General features: G+C 59.1%; 26 protein-coding genes. 12 read left to right on the top strand and 14 right to left on the bottom strand.

Translation table 11 applies throughout. The annotated features are described in order from the left end of the window. The first annotated feature begins 170 nt into the window (after window positions 1-170). Both OQ273_RS03445 and OQ273_RS03440 read left to right on the top strand, forming a co-directional pair. On the top strand, window positions 171-1,835 hold the full coding sequence (locus OQ273_RS03445; RefSeq protein ID WP_267989080.1) for an acetate--CoA ligase: 1,665 nt from the start codon (window positions 171-173) through the stop codon (window positions 1,833-1,835). 4 nt (window positions 1,836-1,839) lie between these two features. Continuing rightward, window positions 1,840-3,312: an aldehyde dehydrogenase family protein gene (locus OQ273_RS03440; protein ID WP_267989079.1), complete on the top strand. Its 1,473-nt coding sequence runs from the start codon at window positions 1,840-1,842 to the stop codon at window positions 3,310-3,312. 25 nt (window positions 3,313-3,337) lie between these two features. Here the strand turns inward: OQ273_RS03440 and OQ273_RS03435 are convergent, their stop codons facing one another. From OQ273_RS03435 to OQ273_RS03390, 10 genes are all read right to left on the bottom strand, one after another. Beyond that, complete coding sequence (locus OQ273_RS03435; RefSeq protein WP_267989078.1) at window positions 3,338-4,099, bottom strand: SDR family oxidoreductase; 762 nt, start codon at window positions 4,097-4,099, stop codon at window positions 3,338-3,340. A gap of 12 nt (window positions 4,100-4,111) precedes the next feature. Further along, on the bottom strand, window positions 4,112-5,017 hold the full coding sequence (locus OQ273_RS03430; protein WP_267989077.1) for a tagatose 1,6-diphosphate aldolase: 906 nt from the start codon (window positions 5,015-5,017) through the stop codon (window positions 4,112-4,114). Between the two features lie 2 nt (window positions 5,018-5,019). Next, entirely contained in the window at window positions 5,020-6,039 is a 1,020-nt protein-coding gene (locus tag OQ273_RS03425) for a dihydroxyacetone kinase subunit DhaK (RefSeq protein WP_267989076.1), read from the bottom strand. A gap of 2 nt (window positions 6,040-6,041) precedes the next feature. Next, on the bottom strand, window positions 6,042-6,572 hold the full coding sequence (locus OQ273_RS03420) for a DAK2 domain-containing protein (RefSeq protein ID WP_267989075.1): 531 nt from the start codon (window positions 6,570-6,572) through the stop codon (window positions 6,042-6,044). Continuing rightward, the gene (locus OQ273_RS03415; protein ID WP_267989074.1) at window positions 6,569-7,405 is read right to left on the bottom strand and encodes a sugar phosphate isomerase/epimerase family protein; all 837 of its coding nucleotides are present in this window, start codon (window positions 7,403-7,405) and stop codon (window positions 6,569-6,571) included. Before OQ273_RS03415 ends, OQ273_RS03420 begins: the two co-directional genes overlap by 4 nt. Before the next feature lie 10 nt (window positions 7,406-7,415). Then, on the bottom strand, window positions 7,416-8,459 hold the full coding sequence (locus tag OQ273_RS03410; protein ID WP_267989073.1) for an ABC transporter ATP-binding protein: 1,044 nt from the start codon (window positions 8,457-8,459) through the stop codon (window positions 7,416-7,418). Beyond that, entirely contained in the window at window positions 8,456-9,280 is an 825-nt protein-coding gene (locus OQ273_RS03405) for an ABC transporter permease (protein WP_267989072.1), read from the bottom strand. The genes OQ273_RS03410 and OQ273_RS03405 overlap by 4 nt, the downstream gene beginning before the upstream one ends. A 2-nt stretch (window positions 9,281-9,282) precedes the next feature. Beyond that, window positions 9,283-10,140 carry an ABC transporter permease gene (locus OQ273_RS03400; RefSeq protein WP_267989071.1) on the bottom strand — a complete coding sequence of 286 codons (858 nt, stop codon included), beginning with the start codon at window positions 10,138-10,140 and terminating at the stop codon, window positions 9,283-9,285. 80 nt (window positions 10,141-10,220) lie between these two features. Next, entirely contained in the window at window positions 10,221-11,450 is a 1,230-nt protein-coding gene (locus tag OQ273_RS03395) for an ABC transporter substrate-binding protein (RefSeq protein WP_267989070.1), read from the bottom strand. Between the two features lie 57 nt (window positions 11,451-11,507). Beyond that, complete coding sequence (locus OQ273_RS03390) at window positions 11,508-12,269, bottom strand: phosphorylase family protein (protein ID WP_267989069.1); 762 nt, start codon at window positions 12,267-12,269, stop codon at window positions 11,508-11,510. Between the two features lie 430 nt (window positions 12,270-12,699). On the opposite strand from OQ273_RS03390, the gene OQ273_RS03385 reads away from it, so the two are divergent. From OQ273_RS03385 to OQ273_RS03370, 4 genes are read left to right on the top strand one after another with little or no spacing between them, the layout of a single operon-like run. Further along, on the top strand, window positions 12,700-13,866 hold the full coding sequence (locus OQ273_RS03385; protein WP_267989068.1) for a thiolase family protein: 1,167 nt from the start codon (window positions 12,700-12,702) through the stop codon (window positions 13,864-13,866). Further along, the gene (locus OQ273_RS03380; RefSeq protein WP_267989067.1) at window positions 13,863-14,243 is read left to right on the top strand and encodes a hypothetical protein; all 381 of its coding nucleotides are present in this window, start codon (window positions 13,863-13,865) and stop codon (window positions 14,241-14,243) included. Before OQ273_RS03385 ends, OQ273_RS03380 begins: the two co-directional genes overlap by 4 nt. Before the next feature lie 55 nt (window positions 14,244-14,298). Next, a complete protein-coding gene (locus OQ273_RS03375; protein WP_267989066.1) occupies window positions 14,299-15,060 on the top strand; it encodes a GntR family transcriptional regulator in 762 nt (253 codons plus the stop codon). 10 nt (window positions 15,061-15,070) lie between these two features. Continuing rightward, the gene (locus tag OQ273_RS03370; RefSeq protein WP_267989065.1) at window positions 15,071-16,159 is read left to right on the top strand and encodes a nucleoside hydrolase; all 1,089 of its coding nucleotides are present in this window, start codon (window positions 15,071-15,073) and stop codon (window positions 16,157-16,159) included. A gap of 11 nt (window positions 16,160-16,170) precedes the next feature. Here OQ273_RS03370 and OQ273_RS03365 read toward each other — a convergent pair whose 3' ends face one another. Continuing rightward, entirely contained in the window at window positions 16,171-17,604 is a 1,434-nt protein-coding gene (locus tag OQ273_RS03365; protein ID WP_267989064.1) for an L-fucose/L-arabinose isomerase family protein, read from the bottom strand. Between the two features lie 224 nt (window positions 17,605-17,828). Here OQ273_RS03365 and OQ273_RS03360 point away from each other — a divergent pair, with 224 nt between their 5' ends. Genes OQ273_RS03360 through OQ273_RS03350 form a run of 3 tightly spaced genes read left to right on the top strand, consistent with a single transcriptional unit; the run spans window position 17,829 to window position 19,373 of the window. Then, a complete protein-coding gene (locus OQ273_RS03360) occupies window positions 17,829-18,161 on the top strand; it encodes an ArsR/SmtB family transcription factor (RefSeq protein ID WP_267989063.1) in 333 nt (110 codons plus the stop codon). A 10-nt stretch (window positions 18,162-18,171) separates the two neighbouring features. Next, a complete protein-coding gene (locus OQ273_RS03355; protein WP_267989062.1) occupies window positions 18,172-18,672 on the top strand; it encodes an arsenate reductase ArsC in 501 nt (166 codons plus the stop codon). Continuing rightward, window positions 18,669-19,373, top strand: a complete 705-nt coding sequence (locus tag OQ273_RS03350; RefSeq protein ID WP_267989061.1) for an MIP/aquaporin family protein — start codon at window positions 18,669-18,671, stop codon at window positions 19,371-19,373. The genes OQ273_RS03355 and OQ273_RS03350 overlap by 4 nt, the downstream gene beginning before the upstream one ends. 6 nt (window positions 19,374-19,379) lie before the next feature. On the opposite strand, the gene OQ273_RS03345 is transcribed toward OQ273_RS03350, so the two are convergent. Genes OQ273_RS03345 through OQ273_RS03335 form a run of 3 tightly spaced genes read right to left on the bottom strand, consistent with a single transcriptional unit; the run spans window position 19,380 to window position 22,754 of the window. Continuing rightward, a complete protein-coding gene (locus tag OQ273_RS03345) occupies window positions 19,380-20,651 on the bottom strand; it encodes a mannitol dehydrogenase family protein (protein ID WP_267989060.1) in 1,272 nt (423 codons plus the stop codon). A gap of 1 nt (window position 20,652) precedes the next feature. Beyond that, window positions 20,653-22,035: a glucuronate isomerase gene (gene uxaC / locus OQ273_RS03340; protein WP_267989059.1), complete on the bottom strand. Its 1,383-nt coding sequence runs from the start codon at window positions 22,033-22,035 to the stop codon at window positions 20,653-20,655. Next, window positions 22,032-22,754 carry a GntR family transcriptional regulator gene (locus tag OQ273_RS03335; protein WP_267989058.1) on the bottom strand — a complete coding sequence of 241 codons (723 nt, stop codon included), beginning with the start codon at window positions 22,752-22,754 and terminating at the stop codon, window positions 22,032-22,034. Before OQ273_RS03335 ends, uxaC begins: the two co-directional genes overlap by 4 nt. A 104-nt stretch (window positions 22,755-22,858) precedes the next feature. Between OQ273_RS03335 and OQ273_RS03330 the strand changes: the two genes are divergently transcribed. Genes OQ273_RS03330 through OQ273_RS03320 form a run of 3 tightly spaced genes read left to right on the top strand, consistent with a single transcriptional unit; the run spans window position 22,859 to window position 26,025 of the window. Beyond that, the gene (locus OQ273_RS03330) at window positions 22,859-23,926 is read left to right on the top strand and encodes a Gfo/Idh/MocA family protein (RefSeq protein WP_267989057.1); all 1,068 of its coding nucleotides are present in this window, start codon (window positions 22,859-22,861) and stop codon (window positions 23,924-23,926) included. Further along, the gene (locus OQ273_RS03325) at window positions 23,927-24,955 is read left to right on the top strand and encodes a Gfo/Idh/MocA family protein (protein WP_267989056.1); all 1,029 of its coding nucleotides are present in this window, start codon (window positions 23,927-23,929) and stop codon (window positions 24,953-24,955) included. Continuing rightward, a complete protein-coding gene (locus OQ273_RS03320; RefSeq protein WP_267989055.1) occupies window positions 24,952-26,025 on the top strand; it encodes a Gfo/Idh/MocA family protein in 1,074 nt (357 codons plus the stop codon). The genes OQ273_RS03325 and OQ273_RS03320 overlap by 4 nt, the downstream gene beginning before the upstream one ends. Window positions 26,026-26,032: the final 7 nt, after the last annotated feature.

The raw sequence follows: 26,032 nt of genomic DNA, 5'->3' as shown, positions 1-26,032 counted from the left end.
TGCAGGACAAGCATAAAGCCTCTGTATGATGCTAAAACAAGCCCCCTGGCACCAGATTGAATGTTAACTTGTAAAGACAAATATGTTAAGAACGCTTGCCGTGCCGTCAGACCCCGGTTCCACCACACCGACAACACGTAAATTGACCGGCCAGGCCATGGGAGGAGCATTTGGACTACACCGACAAGCTTTCCGAAGAAGAGCTCCGGCGGCTGAACCTTGACCGGTCATCCGGCGACCTGCGGATCACGTGGCCGCAATCGGCGAATATCTATCATATGACGCTCGGCAGGCATCTGGGTCCTGGTAGCCGTGGCAGGACAGCCGTCGTTTTTGAAACCCCGGATGGTGTGATTGAAACGATGAGTTTTGCCGAAGTCGAGCAGGCGGCATCCAGCCTCGCCGCGTATCTCGCGGGCCTCGGCTACGGTGCCGGTGACCTGATTGCCCTGCACACCGGGCAGCATCCCGATACGGCCGTCGCCCACATGGCGATCTGCAAACTCGGAGCCGTTGCCGTCACACTGTCCCAGCTCTACGGACCCGACACGCTGAGCCACGCGCTGAACGATTGCCGCGCCCCGGTGATCCTGACCGACGAGGCGGCATGGAGCAGCCTGCGTGGCGACGCTCCCGCCACCTTTCCGCACCTCAAACATGTCCTCCTGCGTACACCGCAAGCCGGCGAACTCGATCTGGCCAAAGCATTTCGGACATCGTCTGACGGCTTTACGGCGACCTACCGGGGCGCCGACGATCCCGCCCTTCTAATGTACACATCCGGATCGACCGGCAAGCCGAAGGGTATCCTTCACGGTCATCGGGTGCTGGCGTCCTACACACCATCCATCAATCTGTTCTTCGATCTGTCGATGGAAGATGACGACGCCGTCTACTGGTCGCCATCCGACTGGGCCTGGGTGGGCGGCCTTCTGGACATGTTGTTCCCCGCCTGGATGGCCGGACGGACGATCGCGACGTCCCTGGACCGTTTCAAGGCGGATTGGGCCTACCGGTTCATGGAAAAGCACAAGGTCACACACACCTTTCTGGCGCCAACGGCCATCAAACGGCTCGCCCAGACGCAAAATCCGCGCGAGGATTATGATCTCTCCTTGCGCGTCATCTGCACGGGCGGCGAGGCGCTGGCGGCCGAAACCCTTGAATGGGCGGAACAAAGGCTGGGTGTCGTCTGCAATGAATTTTACGGCATGACGGAAGTCAATCACCTGATAGGCAACTGCGCCGCCCTCTTCCCGCGAAAGCCGGGCTCCATGGGCCGGGCCTATCCCGGTCATGACGTACGGCTCGTTGATGGCGACGGCCTCGAGGTCGGTGATGGCGAACCCGGTGAAATCGTGACAACCGCCGATGCACCGACCCGCTTCCTCGGTTATCTCAACAATCCTGACAAGGAAGCCGAGATGCGGCACGGTGAATTCTTGAGAACCCATGACCTCGCTGTCAGGGATGCGGATGGCTACTATTGGTATAAGGGCCGGTCCGATGACCTGATCAAGTCCTCCGGCTTCCGCATCGGGCCGGCGGAAATCGAAGACTGCCTCCTCGCCCACCCGTGCGTGGCCGAGACAGCCGTCGTCGGCAAGCCGGACGCCGACCGGGGGTCGATCGTCAAGGCATTCATCAAGCTGCGGGCCGGAGAGGCGGAAACGGAAGCATTGAAGGATGCGCTGACAGACCACGTGCGCGACCGTCTTGCTGCCTACAAGGCGCCGCGTGAAATCGAGTTCGTGAACGAATTCGAGATGACCTCATCAGGCAAGATCAACCGCCGTATTCTGCGCGAAGCGGAACAGAAAAAGGCCGGAGTGTAGGACCATGGGCACCATTTCACTAAACAAGGATGTTGCCTCTTTCATTACCTCGAAGCAGGGGTTGCGGATCGGGTCGCGGCAGGTGGAGACGGATGGCAGCATCGAGGTTATCAACCCCTCGAACGGCAAAGTCCTCACCGAAGTCGCCCGGGCTGGCAAGACTGAGGTGGATCTGGCTGTTGAGGCAGCGTCACGGGCATTCGAGACCGGCCCCTGGCGAACGATGGGACCGGATGCCCGCAGCAAGGTCCTGTGGCGGTTTGCCGAACTGATCGAGGAACGGGCCGACATATTCGGGCAACTCGACGCGCTCGACAATGGCAAGCCTGTGAATGTCGCGCGCGATGTCGATGCGATGTGGTCGGCACGGCATATACGCTATTTTGCCGGCTGGCCCGACAAGATCGAGGGCGCAACGATTCCTGTGAATATTCCGGACCGGCTGAACTACACCCTGATTGAACCGGTCGGCGTGTGCGGGCTGATCACGCCCTGGAACTACCCCTTGCTCATGGCTGCATGGAAGCTTGCGCCGGCACTCGCGGCGGGAAACACCGTGATCCTGAAACCGTCGGAAGAAACACCGCTCTCAGCGCTTTACCTCGCCGACCTCGCTCTTGAAGCCGGACTGCCCGAGGGTGTGCTCAATGTCGTGCCGGGGTTGGGCGCAGAGGCCGGTGCAGCGCTTGCCGCCCATACGCGTATCGCCAAGATCGGCTTTACCGGCAGCACCCGCACCGGCAGGCAGATCGTCGTGGCCTCAAAGGGAAATCTGAAGAAGGTTTCGCTGGAACTGGGCGGCAAGGCGGCCAACATCATCTTTGCAGACGCCGACCTTGAGAAGGCGATCCCCGGCGCTTTCTGGGCAAATTTCGGCAACAATGGTCAAAGCTGCACGGCCGGTTGCCGGCTTTATGTCCATTCTTCCATACATGATCAGGTGGTCTCGGGCCTGACGGAGATTGCTGACGGTCTCCAGGTTGGTCCGGGGTTTGACGACCCGCCCAATGACCTTGGACCCGTCATCAGCGAACGGCAGATGAACATGATCCTCGGCTATGTCGATGGCGGCCGTTCGGACGGGGCAGCCGTACTGACAGGGGGCAAGCGCGACACGTCCGAGGGCTGGTTCATCCGTCCGACGATTGTCGCCGATGTCACAGACGATATGAAGCTTGCCCGGGACGAGATTTTCGGGCCGGTCATCTCGGTGCTGAAATTCGACGATGAAGAAGATGTGCTGAAGCGCGCAAACGACACGGATTACGGCCTTGCAGCGGGTCTATGGTCGCAGGATGTGACCCGTGTGCGGCGGATGGCAGGACGCCTTCAGGCCGGCACGATCTGGGTCAATTGCTGGGGTGAAACGGACGCGGCATCACCCTTCGGCGGCATGAAGCAATCGGGTTACGGGCGCGAGATGGGCCGCGAGGCAATCGCGCTTTATTCACAGACCAAAAGCGTCTGGGTCGCTTGAAGCAGGGGACACCAGCAGGTGCCAATCAAATCCTCAACAACCCGCCATCAACGATCAGTGACGTGCCGGTTACATAGGTCGAAAGATCGGACGCCAGATAAAGGCAGGTGTCGGCCACCTCCTCCGGTTCACCCCACCGGCGCGCCGGAATAATATCCAGATAGCCTTCTCCGGTATCGGTGCCGATCACCGGATCGTCCTCGACATTCATCTGCGTGCGCATAATGCCCGGATTGACATTGTTGACGCGAATTCCCATTGGGCCGAGCTCATCCGCCAGCGAATAGGTCAGGAGCCGAACGGCGCCCTTTGTCATATTGTAATGGCTGAAGCCGCCCGTTCCGCGCATACCGGCAACCGAACACATATTGATGATGACACCGGACTTGCGTTTGGCCATGGCCCGCGCGGCAGCTTGCGAACCGAAATACACGCCTTTGATGTTCACATCGACCATCTTGTCAAAGATGTCCTCGGTCGCCTCCAGTATGGGCTGCTTGATGAGGATACCGGCATTGTTGACCATAATGTCCAGCCCGCCCCAATCCTCAGCGGCTTGAACCACGGCTTCCAGATCATCCGTCTTGCTGACGTCGCATGTCATGAACTTCGCGGCGCCGGGCTTGAAACGGTCAATCATGGCAACGGTCGGTTCGCCGCCTTCACGCACCTCTTCACTGAGATCGGCGACGATGACCCGGGCACCGTTTTCGACAAACTTCTTGGCAATCGCGCGGCCATTGCCGCTTGAACCGCCGGTGATAATGGCAACCTTGTTGTCCAGCATCGTTTTATGCCTCTAGTTGAGGGCCGCGATCAGGCGCAACAGCCTTTCGCGTCCCGTTTCCTCCAACCAGGTCTTGAGCGCATCCTCGCCATGCGCGCCAAAGACCCCGACCGCGTCCGACCATATGGCCCGGCCGCACATGAACCCCGAAAAATCGACACCGGCTTCGCGGGCCAGCCGCAGTGAGGCCTCGAAAAATTCAAACGCGACCCCGGCGCTGAGATAAACAAGATCCCGCCCACCGGCCGGTTCCGCAGCCATGCGAAAAGCGTCAAGCGCCTCGGCGCGCGACATTGCCGGTTCGCCAAAGCCCTCGACAAATCGCAGGTCCACCGGCACCTCAACCTTCAGGACATCGGCTTTCAGGCGGGGATCAGCAAAGGCCTTGGTCGCCCGCCTTACAAGGTCTGGCTTTAGCCGTGCAAATTCAACCGATCCCGCCTCTATGGCCGGATGGTATACCAGCGGCTCAACCAGGTAGCGGACGCCGTTTGATGCGCAGGCATCACCAATGCCTGCCACAATGTCCAGCTTCCTTGCATTCAGTTCGTCCGCATCGTCAGGGGCATAATACATAAAGAATTTCAGTTGCTTGACGCCCATTCCTGGAAAATCGGATACAGACAGATGGTCCGGCAGGACCGTAATACGGTCATCGTCCGAAATATGATAGACATCGGCCTCGAAGGCGATCATGGGTGCGCAGCCATCCGGGTAATCCTGCAACAGATCAGACCCGCACTGAGCGTCAACAAGCACTGTTGTTGCATCTGGCCCAAGGGCTTTCAGCACATTGCGCTTGAAAGTCAAAAGGTCGTCCGGTTGCGCCCGGTCTTCGCGCGCGGTGCGAATGGCGGTCGCAAGCCCGCTGCCGGCGTCAACCGCCACCCCGTGTATGGCTGCCGGAAGCTGCGGCATGATCAGCCCCCTTCCCCAAGCCCGATAACCGGAAAATAAGGCGAGTGCTGAGGCGCGCGCCAGAGCGAGAGCATCTCCGATGTCGGTGTGAAGACAGATATTGAGAAGCCGGCTGTTTCCTGGGTGGTGACAAAGGAGCCGATCATGGGAGAAACCGGTTGGATGCCGACTTTCGAGAGATATTTCTCGACCTCGCTATAGATGGTCAGGAGTTCCATCTGGGTCGTTCCGCCGGAACCGTTGATCATCACAACGGTCTCGGTCCCCGCTTCCAATGGCCGGTCCTCAAGGATTTTCTCCATCATAAAGGCCACAAGATCTTTGACGGGGCCGGTCTTGCGCCGCGCCACGCCCGGCTCGCCGTGGACCCCAATGCCGATATAGATTTCGTCCTCCGGCAGCGAAAACATAACGTCGCCCGTAAGCGGCGAGATACCCGAGCGAACCGCTGCACCCAGCGTCCGCGTTCGCGACCGCACATCCTCACCCAACGCAACAAGATCATCGAGGCTCATGCCCGTCTCGGCGGCTGCGCCCAGTATCTTGTAGATAAACATGGTGCCCGGCGCGCCGCGCCGTTCATCCTCTTCGCCCTTGGGCGCCGACGAAATATCGTCATACATGAGCAAGGGCCGCACGTTCAGCCCCTCATCCTCGGCCATCATCACAGCGGCATTGCCGTTGATGACATCACCCTCATGGCGCGAGATCAACAGCACCGACCCCGCTTCGCCGGTGACGTCCCGGATGCCTTCAAGAATGAGGTCGGCCGATGGCGCGGCGAAGACATCGCCAACCACATTGGCATCAAGAAGACCGGGACCGACAAACCCCATGGCAATCGGTTCATGGCCGCTGCCATTGCCGATCAGGAGCGAGACCTTTTTGTCGCCCGTTTTCGGACCCGCCTTTCGCACCACACGTGGGTGATCGCCCCGCGCCACGACGCCCGGAAAGGCCGCGACAAAGCCGTCGATCATGTCGTCGACCATGCTTTCCTTGCTATTGAACAGCTTCTTCATCGTCACGCTCCGCTCGGCTTTGCAAATTCTTCCAGAAGTTCGGCAACGGAGACGGCGCCCGGATCCAGATGACCGACACCGGCGCCCTCGACATATTTCGCCCTGCCACGCTTTGCCGGCATGTCGCGCGTGGCCTCTGCTCCGGCCCGCGCTGCATGGGCCGCCGCTGCCGGTTCATTGCCCGCCAGCGATGCCGGCATCAATGCATCCAGCATCGTCTTGTCGCCAGCCTTTGCCTGACCCAGCTGGGTGACACGACCCGCTGCCCTGGCCAGCGCCGGACCAAGTTCCATGTCGCCCTTGTCGAACGCATCCAGCGCTGCGATAATCTGCCCGAATAGCGCCCCGGACGCGCCGCCCGCGGCCACCCGAAACGCCTTGGCCGCATCTTCGGGGGAAGCAGCCGCAGCCCTTAATCCCTTCAGGATCGTCGACCCGTGATCTCCATCCCCGATTGCCGCGTCCAGACTGTTCAATGAGCCCTCGAGGCTCTCGAAACGGCTCTGGGCCCGTTTGAGGAAATCGCCGTTCATGAAAATGTCTCTTTCATAAATGCCAGCGCGCGCCGAGCCGCATCGGTCGCTTCCGGTTCGATATTGCGCCAGATATTGAGATCGGCGCTTGCCGGGTTTCCGGCGATGACGAACATTTCGGCAACAATCCAGCCATCGTAGCCGGCGTCGTTCAGGCCGGCTTTGACGTCGCTCCACGGCACATGGCCGGATCCGGGCACGCCCCTGTCATTGTCCGAGACGTGGAAATGGACAAGCTTGTCGCGGGCATCGGCAATCGCACCTCTGACATCCTTTTCCTCGATATTGAGGTGGAATGTATCAAGCAGCACGCCAACGCGCGACGAACCGGACGCCGTTGCCATCTCCACGGCTTCCGAAGCGGTGTTGACCAGATCGGTCTCGAACCGGTTGATCGCCTCGATACCAAGCGTCACATCATGTGCTTCCAGCACCGGATGAACCGCGGCGAATGCCTCGGCGGAACGGGCTGCGCGTTTGGCTTTGTTTGCCGGATCGAACACGCCCCAGGGCGCATAGACGACACCGGCCAATCCCCGCGCGCCAACCTTTGCTGTCGTTGTAATCGCCCATTCGAGATGCTTCAGGCCCGCCGCACGAACAGCTTCATCGTCGGACGTTATATCCGTTTCCGGCCCGAGACCGTCGGAGCACGTAATCTCCAGCCCGTGATCGCGCACGGCGGAACCAAGGGCTTCGGCCTTCTCATCGCTCATGCCGAGAAGCGACACCTCAACACCGTCATATCCCAGATCCGCGACAATGCGCAGGATCGGGGTGATCTCGTCCGTCCATTGCGCCATCCAGAGGCCCGCATGCACGCTATATTTCATGACTGTCTCCTCATGACGACAGGACCCACAGGCTCGCCGGCGGCAGGCTCACCGCAATGTCCTGTCCTGGTTCCATGCCCTCGGCCTCGTTCGGGTTCGAGATGATGTCGATCCGCTCGTCGCCGATGCGCATTTTCAGGCGGGTCTGCGTGCCCATGTAGAGCTTGTCTTCCAGCGTGCCGTGAAACACGTTTTCACTCCCAAGCTCCGTCCCGATACGCACATTTTCAGGTCTGAAGGTCAGTTTTCCCTTGCCCTTGTGAACGCCTTCCGGCAGCGCCACGGAACCGAACGAACTGGTGAACGTCGAACCGTCCGAATCGCCCTCGATGAAGTTCTGCCCGCCAAAAAACCGTGCCGTCGCCTCGTCGATGGGGCGTTTGTAGAACACGTCCGCATCGTCATATTGTTTCAGCCTGCCATTCAGGATCAGCGCCACCTTGTCGGCGAGCACCACCGCCTCTTCCTGATCATGGGTGACAAAGATCGTTGTGATACCCATCTCCTGCTGCAGCGAGCGGATCAGGTCGCGCATTTCGAAGCGCAGATGCGCATCAAGATTGGAAAGCGGCTCGTCAAGCAGCAAGACATTGGGCTGCACGATCAGCGCCCGGGCAAGCGCAACGCGCTGCTGCTGCCCGCCCGACAGTTCGCTCGGGCGGCGGCTGCCGAGATCGGGAAGTTTGACAAGGTCGAGCATCTCGGCCACGCGCCGGCTGATTTCCGCCTTGTCGACCTTGCGCATTTTGAGACCGAAACCGACATTGTCCGCAACGCTCATATAGGGAAACAGCAGATAGTTCTGGAATACCATGACCACGCCGCGATGTTCCGGCTTGTCATTGAGGATCGACCGGCCATCAAAAGCGACATCACCCGAAGTCGGCGCCAACAGGCCCGCGATCATCTTCATCGTCGTCGTCTTGCCGCAACCCGAGGGCCCCAGCAGTGCCGTCAATTCGCCGCTGGCGATTTCCAGCGACAGCTGGTCCAGCGATGGCTCCGTTGCTCCCGGATAGACCTTGGTCAGATCCTTGATGGAAACATGCGTCATATCCGTCCAAATCCCCCGACAGCGCCACTGCGACCGGAGAGATGCCGAGCGGTCAAAAGCAAAATAATGATACCGGGCAGGATGTAGATCATGCCGATGGCCCCGGTGATGTCGTTGCGCCCCGAGGTTGCGAAATTGAAGAGAAGCAAGGGCAGCGTCACCACCCGTCCGCCACCGATGAGCAGAGTCAGGATGTACTGGCTCCACGATACGAGGAACGCAAACAGGCCGCCGACGATGATGCCCGGCAGGATTGCCGGAAATGTGACATACCAGAAGGTCTTGAAGGCCGATGCCCCGAGACTGCGCGCCTGCGCCTCGAAAGACGGGTCATAGTTGGAGAAAATGCCCGCCATTACCAACACCATGTAGGGCAGTGTCGGAATGAGATGGACGAGAATAACGCCCGACACCGTGTTGTTCAGCCCAAGCCCGATGAAAACGCTGTGAAGGCCGAGCGCTACAGCGATCCCCGGAACGATTGTCGGCGCCAGAATAATCAACTCGACTATCTCTTTGCCGCGAAACCGGTAGAGACCAAGTGCACGTCCGGCCGGCACGCCAACGATGATCGACAGCACCGTGGCCGCAAGCGCGATACCAATGGTGATCCACAGGCTGTCAAGAACCCCCGCCGTATCTGAAAAGGCGTATTCCCAGGCCTGCAACGACCACTGTTTCGGCAAAAGGCTCGGAAAGAACCAGCCTCTTGCAAACGACCAGATCGCCAGCGGGATGAGCGGCAGAATAAGCCAGGTGATGAGCACTGCTCCGGTCAGAAACCGGAACCCTTTCATCGAAATGCTTTCGCGTCCGACCATTGTCAGCTCCTGACCCGGCGCCGCGCGTAGCGGACGTAAAGAAAGATCATGACCGCGCTGAGCAGTGCGATAACGATGGCCATCGCCATCGCCTCGGGCCGCGCTGCAAGGTCCACATCCGTGTATTTGCGATAGGCAAGCACCGGCAACGCGGCGGGATAATTGGCGCCGAGCAGCGCCGGAATCTCATAGGCGCCGAAGATAAAGGCAAAGACGATCACCGAGGCGGAAAGCACGCCCGGGAAGATCAGCGGCAAAAGCACATGGATGAAGGCCTGCCAGCGGTTTGCGCCAAGGGAGCGCGCCACGCTTTCATAGTCTTCTCCAAGCGCCTGCATATTGGCCAGAACGATGACGCCGATGAACGGGATCTCTTTCCAGACATATTGCAGGATGATGCCGATCGCATAGGGATCGAACACGAGAGCCGGGAACTCGCTGGGTCTTGCGATCATACCCCATTCAGCGGCAAGCCGGGCAAAACTTCCCGACTGCGAAAAGAGATAAAGAATGCCGATTGCACCCACCAGATGCGGCACCGTCAGGTTCAACTGAAACAGGAAATTGACGATGGCGCGACCGATGAACTGTCGCCGCAAAAGCAGAGCGGCCCCGATTGCCAGTACCGACGAGATGAACGTCGAGACAAAGGCAATATAGAAGGTCAGCAGAAAGGAGAGATAGAACTCCCGGCTGGTAAAGATGGAAATATAGGCGTCGAAATTCGGCTCTGTCAGACCGATGATCGGCATATAGCTGAAGCTGCGCATCAGCCCAATCACCAGACCGCCGAAAAACAGAACGCCGATAATGATCATGGCCGGTGCCAGGAGCAGCACTATTTTCACGCGATCCGACATACCGGTCCGCAGCCTCCGGGAAAGAATTGAGATGGGTCGTCCGCGGCGCTATGAAACGCCGCGGACGCTGGGAGGACGGCCTATTGGCCGACGTTCTCGATCCAGCCTTTTTCGATGGCAGTGATCCAGTCCGCCTGAAGCTCAGGCAAAGCGGCCTTGGACAATTCCGAAGCCGGGACAACCGCCGGGTGCTTCTTGAGTGAGGCGAACTGTTTCTGCACCTCGTCACTCGTGCGCGACACCTCGATGGCGGGGCTAGTTCCCCACACGTCCGGCTTGGCCTTTTCATACTGGGCTTCACCGGAAAGCAGCACGTTCTGCAACACCAGCGCGGCTGCCTTGTTGGGCGAATTGATCGGGATGATCGTGTAGTTGGTGTTACCGATCGTTCCGTCCGTCAGGCCGTAACCCTTGGCCGTGGGCGGGAATGTACCGTTGTCGATATTGATCCCGACACCTGCCGGCTCATAGTTGAAGTAGAGATCGACTTCGGAGTTCGCAAAAAGCTGCTCCAGAGCGTTGATCGACGTGGGGTAGGTTTTTCCCTCGCGCCACAGATAGGGCTCGATCTCGTTGAGGATGCGCCATGTTTCGGCAGCCGCCGCGTCATATTTGGCCTGGTCGAACGCGCCGAGCAGATTATCGACACCGCCCGCCGCGTGGTAGAATACGTGCCGCACAAACACCGATCCATTGAAATCGGGCGGCGCAGGATAGGTGAAAGATCCCGGGTTGGCCTTGATCCACTCAAGCAGTTCAGGGATCGAACGCGGCGGATTTTCCGTGCGCGCGGTGTCATAGGCGAATGCAAACTGGGCTTTCGACCACGGAATCTCGCAGCCATCCACCGGCACGCCGAAGTCGTTGGCGATCGAAGGATTGTTCCAGTCGACAAGCTTGTTGTTCGGCAGCGTGTCCGGATATCCGCAATAGGCAAGATCGCCCTGTTTCATGGTGCGGAAGTTCTCGCCGTTAATCCAGATCATGTCGACGGAGCCCTTGTCCGTGACGCCGGATTCGACTTCGCCGAGGACGATATTCACGGCTTCAACCGTATCGGACAGACCGACCCGGTTCAGCGTGATGTCATATTCATCCTTGAGAATACCGCCGATATATTCCGAAACGTATCGGTTGATATTGTCGGAGCCGCCCCACAGGAACCAGTTTACGGTTCCGCCGCGGGCCATCTCCACGACTTCCTCCCACGGCTTGCCGATCAGCGACTCACCGTCTGCTGTATCCGCATGCGCAAGCGGTGCGAACGCGACGGCGGATGCGAACAATGCACATTTTGCCAGATGTCTCATGTTTCCTCCCATACTGACTGAATAGGTTAGTTGGTTGATAGTCCGGGACCTGATGTCCTAGATGGATCGGTTTTGCTGGACCTCCTGTGCAAGTAACAACGCCGCATCGAAAATCAACTCGTTGGAATCTTTCAGTCTTTTCAAGTCTTCGGGCTCCAGCGGGTCCAGAAACGTCCGCCCGTGCGGCAATGCATCCCAGACAGAGAGCATCGAAACCGCCGCTGAACCGAAACGGTCCGCAACCGCAACGACCGCGGAGGTTTCCATGTCAATGGAAAGCAAGCCCTCCGCTGCCCAACCATCGCACATTTCGTCCGATTGGGCGAACAGGCTCGGCCATGTCAGATGATAGGCGCGCTGGGTTTGCCGGTCGAAAGAGTGCAGCACCTGCTCGGCGCGCTCAACCCAGGCTGGATCGGTACGAACCGTATCTGCGGCCCCATAATACTGGGATACACCGTCTCTCGCCGCGCAGACTTCGGGCAGGATCACCTGCCCCGTCGACGCATCGACATCGAGCGTTCCACAGGTTCCAAGCTGGATCAAAAGAGGCGTGCCCATCTGGGCAAACACATGGGCCGGCTCGACCGCCCGCGCCGCGCCATAGGCGCAGCAATAGACAACCGGCACATCGCCATAGAGGCCCGAATACATCTCCGGAAACGCCAGCTCCTTAACATCGGTCAGTTTGCCAAGGCGGTTTTCAGTCGCCGTCTCACGCCACCACGTACCTTCGAGGATCAGCGCCGCGGGCTCTTCACCCTCGCCTATGCCAAGCGCTTCACGCCATATGTCCGACGAGTAATCCAGTATGGCCATAGGGGTGATCGTTTCCGAACCGTTACAGGAGTTCCAAAAAAAATTCGTATGTACAACTTGATTAACATCACTTTGCTTGTCAAGCCCGTGCCAAGGTTTCTGCCGGCGGAGGTACGGAGAAACCTTTTGGTGGTACAACATCCGGGATCAGCAGGATACACAGGCGCACAGATAAGCTCCGAAAGCGCGTATTTTACAATCTGCTCCACTCAGAACGCCCGGTTTCCGGCACATACCGGACATCGCTCTGAATCTTGAAATCCCATTCGTCAGGCGAGAGCGAATCGGCAATAGCGGCAATAGGCCTTTGTTTTTTTCATCAGCCCTATGGGCTCCGGAACCCGTTGCGGAGCTCGCCGGTTGACAGGCTTTCCACAGTGAAACTAATGTGTATGTACAAATTGGACATAAAGGGATTGGAATTGCCGGTATGGTGATTGTCGCCGGAGCTGCGCAAACCCCGTTTAACCGCCGCAAGGATAACTCATCCTTTCGCGATTGGGCGGCCGAAGCCTTTGATGCCGCACTTGACATGAGCGGCATGGATACCGCAGACATCGATCTCCTGGTTGTTGCCTCGGAAAGCGATTTTTTCACGCTTCAACTCAATCCCGCCTCGGTGTTGGGGACCGATTTCGGTCTTGATCATGCGGCAACGATGCGGGTGGAAGGCGGCGGCGCGTCAGGTCAGCTGGCGGTTCACGCCGGTGTACACGCGATCCTTTCCGGCCAGGCTGCCCGCGTTGCAATTGTCGGCGTCGATCCATCGGCCTCTCACTTGTCCGGCGATGCGATCCGCAACCTCTACGGCTATTCCTTCGACGCCTGGAGCGATGGCATGACGGGCGTAACCGCAACCGCGCTCTATGCCCTTTCTTGGCAGATCTTTGCTGACGACAATGGGCTCGACGCAACGCATCTTGCCGCGGTGACAATCCAGAACCGCGCAAACGCCATGAAAAACGACAAGGCCCATCTTGGCCGCGCGCACACGACAGAGGAAATCGAACAGTCCCCGGCGATTGCTTCTCCTTATCGCCGGCTTCATTGTTCACCGCTCAGCGACGGTGCCGCTGCTTTGATCCTGTGCGGTCCTGGTGCGGCGCCGATGAGCCGCCGGACCGCGCCGCGCATCTGCGGAACCGGGGCGGCAACCGACGCCGTTCACCTCGGTGCGCGGCCGCAAAAGGGACGGTTTGAAGCAAAGACTGTCTCAATGAAACGCGCTTGCAAACAGTCCGGCATCAGGCCGCAGGATATCGGCCTTGCCGAGGTCTATGATTCCTATGCCGGTGCGCAGCTTCAGGCCCTTGACGGTCTGGGCATCAGCGACGACGTTGGCCGAGAGTTGCGGGATGGTCGTTTCGCCCCGGACGGCAGCCTGCCCGTCAATCTTTCCGGCGGCATGATGGGACTCGGCGCTCCGGTCGGCGCGATCGGCGTTGGCCAGACAGCCAATTGCGCCCTCTTTCTTGAAGGTCGCAATGAAAGCGGGCTGCAACCGGAAACACCTCCGGCCTATGCGTTGGCCGATACCCATGGCGGCATTTGCACGACGGCGGCTGTCACCCTTCTGGCGCAAGGGGATGCAAAATGATTCCACACCGTCTTCAGCTCGACTACAATCTGGCCCCCGGCTGGCTCCAGCCATGGGTCGAGGCGCTTGAAGCCGGCTCCGCACTGGCAAGAACCTGCGCTGCATGCGGCAAGGTGAGTTTTGTCCCGTTGAGAACCTGCACCTGCGGTTGCGCCGAGGGAACATGGACCCCCCTTCCCGGCACCGCAACACTGGAAAGGCGCACCGAAGGGGCTGATGGCAGCTTTGCGCTGGTCACCTTCGACGGCGCTGACACCTCCACCGTCGTCAGGCTTGAAAGTTTTCCGGAAGAAATGAACCGCGGCACGATCGCCGCCGCAAAAGACGGTTTGCCCGCACTTGTGCTGCGTCCTTTAACGCAGGAGAACACGCCATGACAGACAAGAATTCGACACACGATACTTCGCAACGACACATGCTGTGGAGCCCACTATGATTGACACAACAGCCACCACCGAAGCCGCACCGAAATACGAACGGGCCTACAGGGTCATGCTGCAAAGGCTGAAGGCCGGACTGTACCCGGTCGGCGGCCGCATGCCGACCGAAGGTGAACTGGCCGAGCATTTTGAGGTCAGCCGGGTCACGATAAGGCGCGCCCTCGATATGCTCGTTCATGACGGCTATATCGAAAGCCGACAGGGCTCCGGATATCGCGTGGTCACGCTTTCGCCGGCGTCGGACACCTGCCTGACATCCTTCACCGATGCCATGCTGCGTGCCGGACGTGAGCCGACATCCCGTTTCCTTGGCATGGAGTTGCTGCAGCAGGACGATCCCGCCGCGGCCGAACTGCCCCAGGATCTTGTGTCAAGACCGCTGATGCGCATCAGCCGCCTGCGCCTTGTTGACGCCCAGCCGCGCATGCTGGTTCTGACCTACGCCCCCTACGATCTGATGAAGGATGCAACGCCGGCAGACTTTCCCGAAACCGGACCGGGACAGTCGATCCTGCGCATCCTGAGCGGCCGCTTCAATCTTGAATGGTCGACGGCCTGCGAGGACATCAGCCCGATTGCCGCCACCTCGGATATCGCCTCCAGCCTGGGCGTCGCGGAAGGCACCCCTCTTCTGAAACAGGCCTGTTCGGCTTTTGACGATGCAGACCGGACGGTCTTCCACGAGGAAGTCATCCGCAATGGCTCCGTGAGCTTCAATCTTTCATCGCAAACACGCATGCCGCGGCACGTCTGAGGATCGTATCATGTCACGCTTTTCAAAACTGCCCGAAGATCTGATGCGCGAGCGGCTTGCCCTGCCGGGCGGCGACCGACCGGTTCGGTTGTTGATCGATACCGATGCCGCCAATGAAATAGACGATCAGTACGCCATCGCCTGGGCCCTGCTCTCACCGGAAAAAATGACGGTTGAAGCCGTGACTGCCGAGCCGTTTTCTTTTGCGCATCACAGGCCCGAACTCATCGCCGCCGAACGCGCGATCGAGGAAGGAACCCAGAAAAGCGAACATCTCGTCGGGGGTTTTCAGGGCTGGATACACCGGCTGCACGCACAGGGTCGACGCGCCGAAGACGTCGAGTTCGTCGGTCCCGCCGAAGGCATGGAACTGAGCTATCAGGAGATCCTGACCGTCTACGAAAAGCTGGCGATACCGTCGGCTGGAAAAGTGTTTCGAGGTGCGGACCGCTACATGAGCGCTGCCGACGAACCGGTGCCGTCAGAGGCGGTGGACACCATCATCGACCTGGCAAAATCAGGCGACGATCCGCTTTATATCGCAGCCATGGGCTGCGTGACCAATATCGCCTCGGCGTTGCTGCGCGCGCCGGAAATCATGGAGCGCGTCATCGTCATCTGGACATCGTCCTACCCCTCCACGGCACCTCACAGCAACCGGCCGTCGCTGAACCTTTTTCAGGACCTTCACGCATCCCGGCTGTTGTTCGATTGCGGTGTCCCGCATATCTATCTGCCGGGCTACCACGTCGGCGCCCAGCTCAAGATTTCTCATCCGGAAATGGAAAAGTTCGTCAAGGGACGCGGAGCAATCGGCGATTATCTATGGCACCTTTATACCCATAACCCGCTTCACCGCATGTTTGCACTGACCAATACCGAACAACGCACATGGGTGATCTGGGATATCATCAACATTGCCTGGCTGGTCGATCCCCAATGGGTTCCGACCCATCTGACCACCTCACCCATTCTGGATGAGAGCCTGCATTGGCGGCACGATCCGTCGCGCCATATGATGCGCGAGGCGCATGATGTGCAGCGCGACGAGATATTCCTCGACCTTTTTCGCAAGCTGGAAAAGGCCGCCGGGAAGTAGAGCGGCGGCAATCAGCTGAAGTCTCTGATGTCCAGATGGTCGCGCATCGGGCGATAGGACAGCGTATCCATACTGAGCCAGGCACCGAATTCAGCCAATGGCGCCCGAATGTCGCCCGGCACCAGTACAAAGTGGTGCTCCAGCCCGTGCGCCATCACGGTTGCCACAACATCCTCGAGAGATGCATCCGTTCCGTCGATGGTGAAATCCTCAAGCCAACCGCGACATCCGGTGAATCCTGACGGGTCGCGGCCCGAAACCGTCGCATTCATCGAAAAGAGCGCGCCAGCGTCTCGCGCCACACGAAAAACGCTGACCGGCCCATCCTTAAAAACCAGGTCACTGATTGCGCCATAGATCGGGCCTTGCTCCGTCCCCCGACCGATCATCGGATGGTTGATCCATCGCGCTCCTGCCTCATCTGCCAGGTAAAGCGGCCCGCCCCCGCCATGCCACATCAGAAGCTGTCCGGAATCGAGGTCCGGCTCAGTCATATCGAGAAGGTAGCCGACACGTCCCGACAGCGCTTTCGCAACAAGTTGCGTAACCGCCCCGAGCACATCGCCCTCCGAGACGACGGGTATGTCGTCCACTTCCTCCAGCATTGAAAACGCCGCACCCGGATGCATTCCGGGATCTTCCTGCAGTGCCGGCCAATCGCTGAGCGTCAGCGCCTCATACCCGCCATCGGCGGCAATATCGCGAAGCGCCAGAGTACACCGGGCCGTAATCTCCATCTGCGAATCGCTGATACCGTCCACAGTTGCCGCCGCCCGCAGGGCTGCAAGTTCAGCCAGTACCCGGCTGTCATCGATCGCATTCATACGGCCGGTCAGTTCATGCATGTCATGATTGGCCACCTCGACGCCAAGCCTCTGCCTGAGAACGTTGGTGGAGACCTCCATATTGTAAAAGGTCATGGCCAATCCGCCCACCATTCCGATACGCGCGCCAACAAGCGCTTTCGCCGCCTTGAGGGCGCGCAGCGTCGTTGAAAGCCGGTCCTTCAGAGCCTGGCTTTCCGGGGCGCCATGGTACCAGGTGACCGGACGGGTCTTCAGATCGCGCACCTGCCGGGCAATCGAGAGCGACATGTTCAGGGACACAAAATTGTTTAGCTGCACATCGCCCGTGCGCACCGGCTCGGGAACCGACCAGAATCCGGCGCGAAACGCAGAAGCCGCGACAGTGCGCGCCACATCGCCCATGGTGAACCCGCCATGCAGCAACAGCACAAAATCCACGCCTTCGACCGCGCATTGCTCCAGGACGCGAACCGTATCCTGACCGTTGATCGGAACGTCCTTAGGAGCAAAAAACTCGACCTCATGGGTGTTGCAAAGGTCACCGAGCATCTTCTCCGCCCTTGCCCACACATTGTGCTTTTCAGGAAAATAGCTTGGCAGGGACGCGCGGATTAATCCGATTTTCAGCTTGTTGGCCATGAAGTTTCCGGTTCTTTCTCTTGCTGTTCGCGATCATGGCGCTCGGGAACACCTGGATAGATGCGGACTGTTCAGTCCATCCGAGCAGGCCGGGGGAACGCCAACGATATTTGTCACTACAAGTTCATACCTAACAATAGGAAGACAAGGCAACAGGCGACAGACGTGCAAAAGCCGGATAACGGGATATTGCCTTTATTCAACATTTCAATTATTCATGAAATATGGATAGATTAAAGACACTTTCCGCCTTTTCCGCCCTGTCACAGGAAACGCGACTGGAGGTATTCCGGTTGCTCATTGTCGCGGGCGCCGAGGGAATGCTGTCAGGGGAAATGAGCAAGCGGCTGGACGTGCGCCCCAACACGATGTCGGCCAATCTCACGGTGCTTTTAAACGCCGGGTTGGTTCGCAATGAACGCAGCGGACGAACGATCCGATATTTCGCCGACTTTGACGCGGTACGCGGGCTGCTTGCCTTCCTGATGGAAGATTGCTGCGGCGGGCGCCCCGAAGTCTGCCAACCGCTGATCGAGGAAATCGCCTGTGCAAGTTGAGGAGAATGCCATGAGTGACACGCCATTCAATGTCCTGTTTCTGTGCACCGGAAACTCCGCCCGGTCGATCATCGCCGAAGCGATCGCCAATCGCGAAGGCCGGGGGCGGTTCAAGGCCTATTCCGCTGGCTCCCAGCCCAAGGGCGAAGTCCACCCTTACACGATCGACCTTCTGAAGCAGATGAATTACGACACCTCCTTTGCCCGGTCCAAGAACTGGGAGGAGTTTACGGCGCCCGAAGCACCCCGGCTGGATTTCGTTTTCACCGTTTGCGACAACGCGGCGAACGAGGCGTGCCCGGTATGGCCGGGTCAGCCCCTTTCAGCCCATTGGGGCGTTCCAGATCCGGCCGCCGCAACCGGATCGGAAGCAGAAATCCACCTTGCATTCGCCAATGCCTACCGGATGCTCAACAACAGAATTTCCATTTTCGCCTCCCTGCCGCTGACCAGCCTCGACAAGCTGACGCTGCAGAAGAGGCTTGACGAAATCGGCAGGGGAACATCGTGAACTTCGCAATATCTCAACGCCTCGGCGCCGAGCTGATCGGCACCGGCTTTCTTTTGGCAACGGTTGTCGGCTCCGGCATCATGGCCGAGCGGCTGGCCGACGGAAATGTCGCCATCGCGCTGCTTGGAAACACCATACCCACCGGCGCGATTCTGGTTGTGCTGATCACCATGCTTGGCCCCGTCTCGGGCGCCCATTTCAATCCCGCCGTCACCCTCGCCTTCCTGATCCGGCGCGAGATCGACGCTGCACACGCGCTGTCCTACGTTGCGTGCCAGATCATCGGTGGGATCCTTGGCGTATGGGCGGCCCACCTCATGTTTGCCGAAAGCCTGTTTCAGCTCTCCGAGACTGTGCGCACGGGCCCTGACCAATGGTTTGCCGAGTTTGTCGCAACCTTCGGCCTTGTCTTCGTCATCCTCATGACCTTGCGGTTCAAAGACGGTGCCGTGCCAATGGCGGTGGGGCTCTACATCACGGCCGCCTACTGGTTTACCGCGTCGACATCCTTTGCAAACCCTGCCGTAACCATCGCCCGCGGACTATCCGACACATTTGCCGGAATACAGCCCGGCGGCGTGCCGCTCTTTGTCGCCGCGCAACTGGTCGGCGCGGTTGCCGCCACCTTTTACTGTCGCTGGCAACTGACCGAAACGGTGACCGGGCAGGCATCAGAACTCAAACGGTCCCAATCCGGCTGATCGGGCCTATAACAGAAGTTGAAGCAACCGGTTGTGCAAAAGCACATCATCGTTCGATTGTCGGATGATCGCGGTCATTTCGGACGACTTCGGATCATTCAGCTCCCCTGACAGGCGGACGGTCCGAATAACATAATCGGCCCAGGTGACCATCGCGCCATGCGCAGCCTCTGCCGAACATCCAAGCTGCTCCAGTTCGCGAATGACCGGGACAATACGGATGGGGAGCTTGAGCGAACCATCCATGGCGATCTGCTCAAGCCGGTGGTTAAGGTTGGGGTTCTCAAACCGTTCAAACAGCGCCCTGCAATAACCCGTTGCATCTGTGCGGCTTTCACCGGGAAGCGTTTGCGTGGCTTCCGCCATGAGTTGTTCGACCCGTTTACGGATTGTCGGATCGCCGACCGCCTCATGTACATAAACATACCCGGCAAGCAGCCCTGCATAGGCCAGAAGCGAGTGGGAGCCATTCAATAGGCGAAGTTTTCTGAGCTCGAACGGCTCGACATCCTTCACCAGCCGCGCACCGACAGACGCCCAGTCCGGATAGGGCGCATGCAAAACATCCTCAATGTACCATTCGGTGAAGACCTCCGTGGAAACGGGATGCGCATCGCGCCTGCCCGTGCGTGCAAAGACCTCATCACGCAAGGCGTCATCTGTCGCCGGCACAATCCGGTCGACCATCGTGTTTGCGAAGGCCAGGCCGCGCTCCGGATAATCTGCGAGGTCAATCTCCGCGGCTGTGCAATAGGAGGACAAGGCGCGGCGAAGTTTCGACCCGTTATCAGGCAGGTTATCGCAACTCACAATGTTGAGCGCGGCGCCACCCCTCTCCCGCCTGCGCCGCAGGCCCTCCGCAAGAAAGCCATAGATGGTTTTTGGAGAACCCGAGCCAAGGTCCTCCGATATGGCCGGATCTGAAAGATTGAGCCCGCCATCTGACGGATCGAGGTGATAACCTTTCTCAGTCACGGTCAGGGTAACGACAGCCGTCTGCGGGTCGGCAATGGCCTCAACAACCGCTTGCGCGTTCTCGGCCGCGACGAGAATGTCATCGATGACATCGATGGTCCGGCAATCGACACTCTGCGCATCCTTGATGACCAGCGTATATTCAAAATTCTGCGATGCGAGGCGATCGCGAATTCCGGCGCTGCGCAACGAAACACCGGTGATCGACCATTGCTCATCAGATATTGCATTTGCCTGTGCGGTGTACCAGGCCTGATGGGCCCTGTGGAAGTTGCCAACGCCGAAATGCAGGATCTTCGGCATCTCATCCGGCCCCGAGACGATAGGTGTCGCGCGCCAGATCGCAGGCGAGCAACCGGGCAATCGAACCGGCATCGGCCCGCGTCATCCGTCCGCGGGATATCTGCTCGCCGAGGTGAACGGCAACACCGCGTCGCCACAGATCATGCCGGGCGGGAATGGATGTGAAAGCCCGCGTATCGTCATTGAAACCGGCAAGGTTCCAATATCCTGCGCTTTCAACCACGCGGTCGAAATACCGCGCGATTCCGGCTTCGCTGTCGTGAAACCACCAGGGCGGCCCAAGCCTTAGAGCCGGCCAATGCCCCACCATGGGCGCCAACTCGCGTGAATAGGTGCTTTCATCGAGTGTGAAGAGGATAAGTGTCAGGTCAGGACTGTTGCCGACACGGTTCAAAAGCGCGCCAAGACCATGAACCCAGTCGACGGATTTGGGAATATCGGCGCCCATGTCGGGGCCGTAGGCCTCAAGAAGTTTCCGATTGGTCGAGCGCACGGAACCGGCATGCAATTGCATGACCAGACCGTCCTCAACCGACATCTGCGCCATCTCGATCAGCATGTGCCCGTGCAGGCGCACGGCATCGGCCTCGCCGAGCGAACCGGCGGCAGCCTGTTTGAAAAGAGCGTCACGCTCCGCCTCACCCAGCCACTCGCTATAAAGGTCTGAAACGTCGTGATCCGTGGCCGTTGCGCCTGCGGCCTTGAAGAAAACACGCCTTGCCCGAAGCGCCCTCAGATACCCGTCAAAGCTGCCCGTATCCTCGCCGGTCAGTTCCCCCAGCACGCGCACGTCCTCGCAAAAACGCACATGCGCCGGATTGATAACACTGTCTGGCCGGAATGTCGGAACGATGCGCCCGCTCCAATCGCTGGCGCGGATGGCCGCGTGGTGCTCAAGATTGTCGAGGGCTCCATCGGTTGTCGCCAGCACCTCGATGTTGAATTTCTCAAACAAGGCTCGTGGCCGGAACGCCTCGGACTGAAGGCAAGCCTCCAGACGGTCATAGAAGCGATCGGCCGTCTGTGCCGACAACTCCTCTTCGATCCCGAAAACCGTCTTGAAAGAGTAGTCGAGCCAACGCCTGCTGGCCGTTCCGAGGAACAAATGCCAGTTGGAGGCAAACAGCCTGAAAATGGCGCGCGGGTCACGACCGGCACCCGCATCTCCCAATCCGAGATCGGCAAGATCAACGCCCTGACTGTAGAGCATGCGGAAAACATAATGATCAGGCTTGATCAGCAGGCTCGAAGGATCGTCAAAGGGCGCATCGTTACAGAACCAGGCAGGATCGCAATGCCCGTGTGGCGACACAATCGGCGCATCCTTGATCTCGGCATAAATCGCTTCGGCATCACCGCAAATGGCCCGGTCCTGATTATTCACTCGAAATATTCCCTGTGCCGCATGGCGAGCGTCGAAAGCGTCTGCAGGACGGAGGTCAGATGATCGGTCATGACCGCAACCGCCCGTTTTCGGTCCTGGCTGGCAATGGCTTCAAAGATGCCGGCATGCTGCCCGTAAAGCATCTCGATATGGCTTTCGTCCTCAAGCGACAGAACCCGAAGCCGGTCCAGGACCATCTTCTCGCGTTCCAAAATCGCAGCTATGCGCGGCACACCGGTTGCACGAGCAAGCGCCTGGTGAAATTCATCATCCAGGCGCTGAAACTCGTGTTTGTTTTCCGTTGACAGGTTGCGTCGCTGATCTTCGAGATTGTTTTCGATGGCCGCTCTGCTCGCTTCAGACAGCCCGGTCCTGCACAGAGCCTCGACAATCCCGATCTCAAGGATCTGACGGATAAACTGTGCTTCGCGCAGCCGCGCTTCTGAAAGCTTGGTGGCGAAATTCCCCCTGCCCGCGCTGGTCACCACAAGGCCCGCCTCACGCAGGCGCATAAGCGCTTCGCGTACCGGCGTGCGGCTCGCTGAAAATCTGCGGCCGATCTCAACTTCGGAGATAAGCGAGCCCGGCGCGATGTCCATGGTCAGGATCGCCAGTTTCAGGCGGTCGAATATCTGCGCACCAACCGCCCGGTCATGATCGAGCGGTTGCTGATCCGGCTGATCAAAAAAACGTCCGGCAACTCTTTCACTTCGCGCCATCGGCCATCCCGCTTCCACAGGGGCGAATTTTTCCTTGCACGATCATCCTCATCCTGTTTAGTCTAACCTGTATACAGGTATACATGGGTCGAGGTTAAGAGAGCTTGGCAGTAAATTCAACCCAGACCGTTGCAATTGTCGGAACCGGAATGGTCGCAAAAGCGCACCTGCAATCCGTTGCCGACCTGTCAGACAAAATCCGTCTCAAGGGTGTTTTGTCGCGGCAAGCAGAAAGGGCTGCGGTATTTGCCCACAATGCGTCGGCCCTGTGCGGATACGGTGTAGAGACCTACAGCGATATCGACGCTCTCGCGGGCGATGCGGATGTCGACTGGGTGATTGTGCTTACCCCGCCCAACGCACGGACTGAAATTGTCCGGAAACTGGCGGCGGCTGGAAAATCGATCCTCATGGAAAAGCCGGTTGAGCGAAACCTGGACACGGCCCGCACGATCGTCGAGACCTGCGAAAAGGCAGGTGTCAGCCTTGGGGTGGTCTTCCAACACCGGGTTCGGGCCGCCTCGCGCCGTCTGGCCGAACTGATTGCGGGCGATCAGCTTGGCGAACTGGCCATCGTGGAAGTCAACGTGCCCTGGTGGCGCGAACAATCCTATTATGACGAGCCCGGACGCGGCACCTATGACCGCGATGGAGGCGGTGTCCTGATCTCACAGGCGATCCACTCGCTGGATTTGATGCTAAGCCTTGCCGGGCGTGTTGCCGAGGTGCAGGCGATGGCTCATACAACCCTGCTCCACAAGATGGAAGCCGAAGACTATGTGACGGCGGCCATGCGCATGGAAAACGGCGCATCCGGCTCACTGATCGCGTCAACGGCGAGCTTTCCCGGTGATGCGGAAAGCATCACGCTTCACGGTTCAAAGGGCGTTGCGCATCTGCAGTCGGGCATACTGAACCTTCGCTGGCACGACGGCCGGGAAGAAGAATTTGGCGCTACCGCGACCACCGGGGGCGGCGCCGACCCGATGGCATTCACCCATGAATGGCACCGCGACATCATCGGGAATTTCGCCGACGCATTCGCCAGGACAGAAGCGCCGTTGGTGAGCGGCCGGACAGCTCTAAACGTCCATGCACTGATTGATGCATTGATAGAATCATCGACAAAAAAATGCGCTGTAACAGTGCCCTACCCGGAATTCTTGCAGTAAATGTCAAAACAACTGAAATTCGCAGCAATCGGCCTTGATCACCGTCATATCTACGGTCAGTCGGCGCATATGCAGGCCGTGGGTGCGGATTTTGTCGCCTGGTGGACGCAGGGCGATCCCGGCACCCTGGACGGCTTTGACAAGCGCTTCCCCGGTGTGCCGCGCGTTTCGGATCGCCGCACAATTCTGGAAGATCCGGACATCGACCTTATCCTGATTGCCTCAATACCGTCCGATCGGGCGGCGCTTGCGATCGAGGCGATGGAGCACGGCAAGGACGTCATGGTCGACAAGCCCGGCTGCACCACACTGGAGCAGCTGGAGGACATCAAAGCCTGTACGGAACGGACCGGACGCATCTGGTCGGTCGATTTTTCCGAACGCTTCGAAGTTGCCTGCGTGACAAAAGCGGCAGAACTCGTGCAGGCCGGGGCGATCGGCGACGTCATCCAGACGGTCGGTCTCGGACCACACCGTCTCAACCGCCACACCCGCCCGTCATGGTTTTTCGAAAAACAGCATTATGGCGGCATTATCTGTGATATCGCCTCCCACCAGATCGATCAGTTCCTGTTCTTTACCGGCTCGAGCGATGCGCAAATCACCATGGCAAGCGCCGGCAATTATGCTAATCCCGGTGATCCGGGCCTGCAGGATTTCGGTGAACTCGCACTGCGCAGCGGCAAGGCACACGGCTATATCCGCGTCGACTGGTATACGCCGGACGGGCTTCCGACCTGGGGCGACGGACGGCTGACAATCCTCGGCACCGAAGGCTATATCGAGCTGCGCAAATACGTCGATGTCGCCCGCAGCGAGACGACGGATCACCTCATTCTCGTCAACGGAGACAGGTGCGAACACATCGATGCGTCGGATGCCGGATATCCCTATTTCGCCAATCTTGCCCGCGACATTGAGGAACGCACAGAGACGGCGATGCCGCAGGCCCATTGCTTCAAGGTGATGGAGCTTGGTCTCAAGGCCCAGGCTTTGGCCGACCGGCAGATTGCGGAGACCTCGCCATGACAAGGCGCGTGGCCATCATTGGCGCCGGCATAGGCAAGGAGCACCTGGCGGGCTATCTCCAGTTGCCGGACCGCTTCTCGGTGGCAACGCTCTGCGATCTGGATAAGGAGCGCGCCGCATCCGTTCTGGCAGGGCGTCAGGACATTACAATCGAAACGGAGCTGGGCGCCGTACTGGCCGACCCTTCTATCGATCTTGTTGATGTCTGCCTGCCGCCGCATCTCCATTTCAGCACCTGTGTTGCGGCACTCGAAGCCGGCAAGGAGGTGGTGTGCGAAAAGCCGCTGGTGGGATCCTTGCAAGAGGCCGATCTGCTGGCGCAAAAATCAAACGAAACCGGCAAAACTGTCTTTCCGGTTTTCCAGTACCGTTACGGACAGGGAACCGCGATCCTCAAAGCGCTGATGCAGGACGGTTTCGCCGGCAAGCCCCTCACCGCAAGCATCGAGACCCATTGGCACCGCGACGCCAACTACTATGCAAACCCATGGCGCGGCACCTGGAAGGGCGAACAGGGCGGCGCGGTTCTCGGTCACGCCATTCACAATCATGACCTGCTCTGCAGGGTTCTTGGACCGATCAAACGGCTCGCTGCAATGACGGCCACCCGCGTCAACGACATCGAGGTGGAAGATTGCGCCGCTATCTCGCTGGAGATGGAAAACGGCGCACTGGCAACGAGTTCCATTACTCTCGGCGCCGCAGACGATACGACACGGCTGCGCTTCTGTTTCGAGCATCTTACCGCCGAAAGCGGCACGGAGCCCTATGCACCGGCTGAAGGCGCCTGGACCTTCAAAGCGCGTGGAAATGCGGATCAGGATACCCTCGACCGGTTCATTTCAAAACAGCCGGTCGCCCGTCCCGGATTTGCCGGCTTCTTCGAGGCCGTTGCGGATTTTCTGGACAAGAGGGGCAACGATGCGGTTATGCTGGAGGACGGAAGGAGATCAATGGAGTTGGTAACGGCCATCTACCATTCGGGCAGAACGGGGGAGTTCGTCAATCTGCCGCTTGATAATGCGCATCCGCTTTACGACGGCTGGATGCCGGGAACAGAAAGGCTTTAAATTGAAA

The organism is Hoeflea prorocentri, from assembly GCF_027944115.1.
Taxonomy (GTDB): domain Bacteria; phylum Pseudomonadota; class Alphaproteobacteria; order Rhizobiales; family Rhizobiaceae; genus Hoeflea_A; species Hoeflea_A prorocentri.
This window is presented reverse-complemented; position numbering and strand designations above follow the sequence as displayed.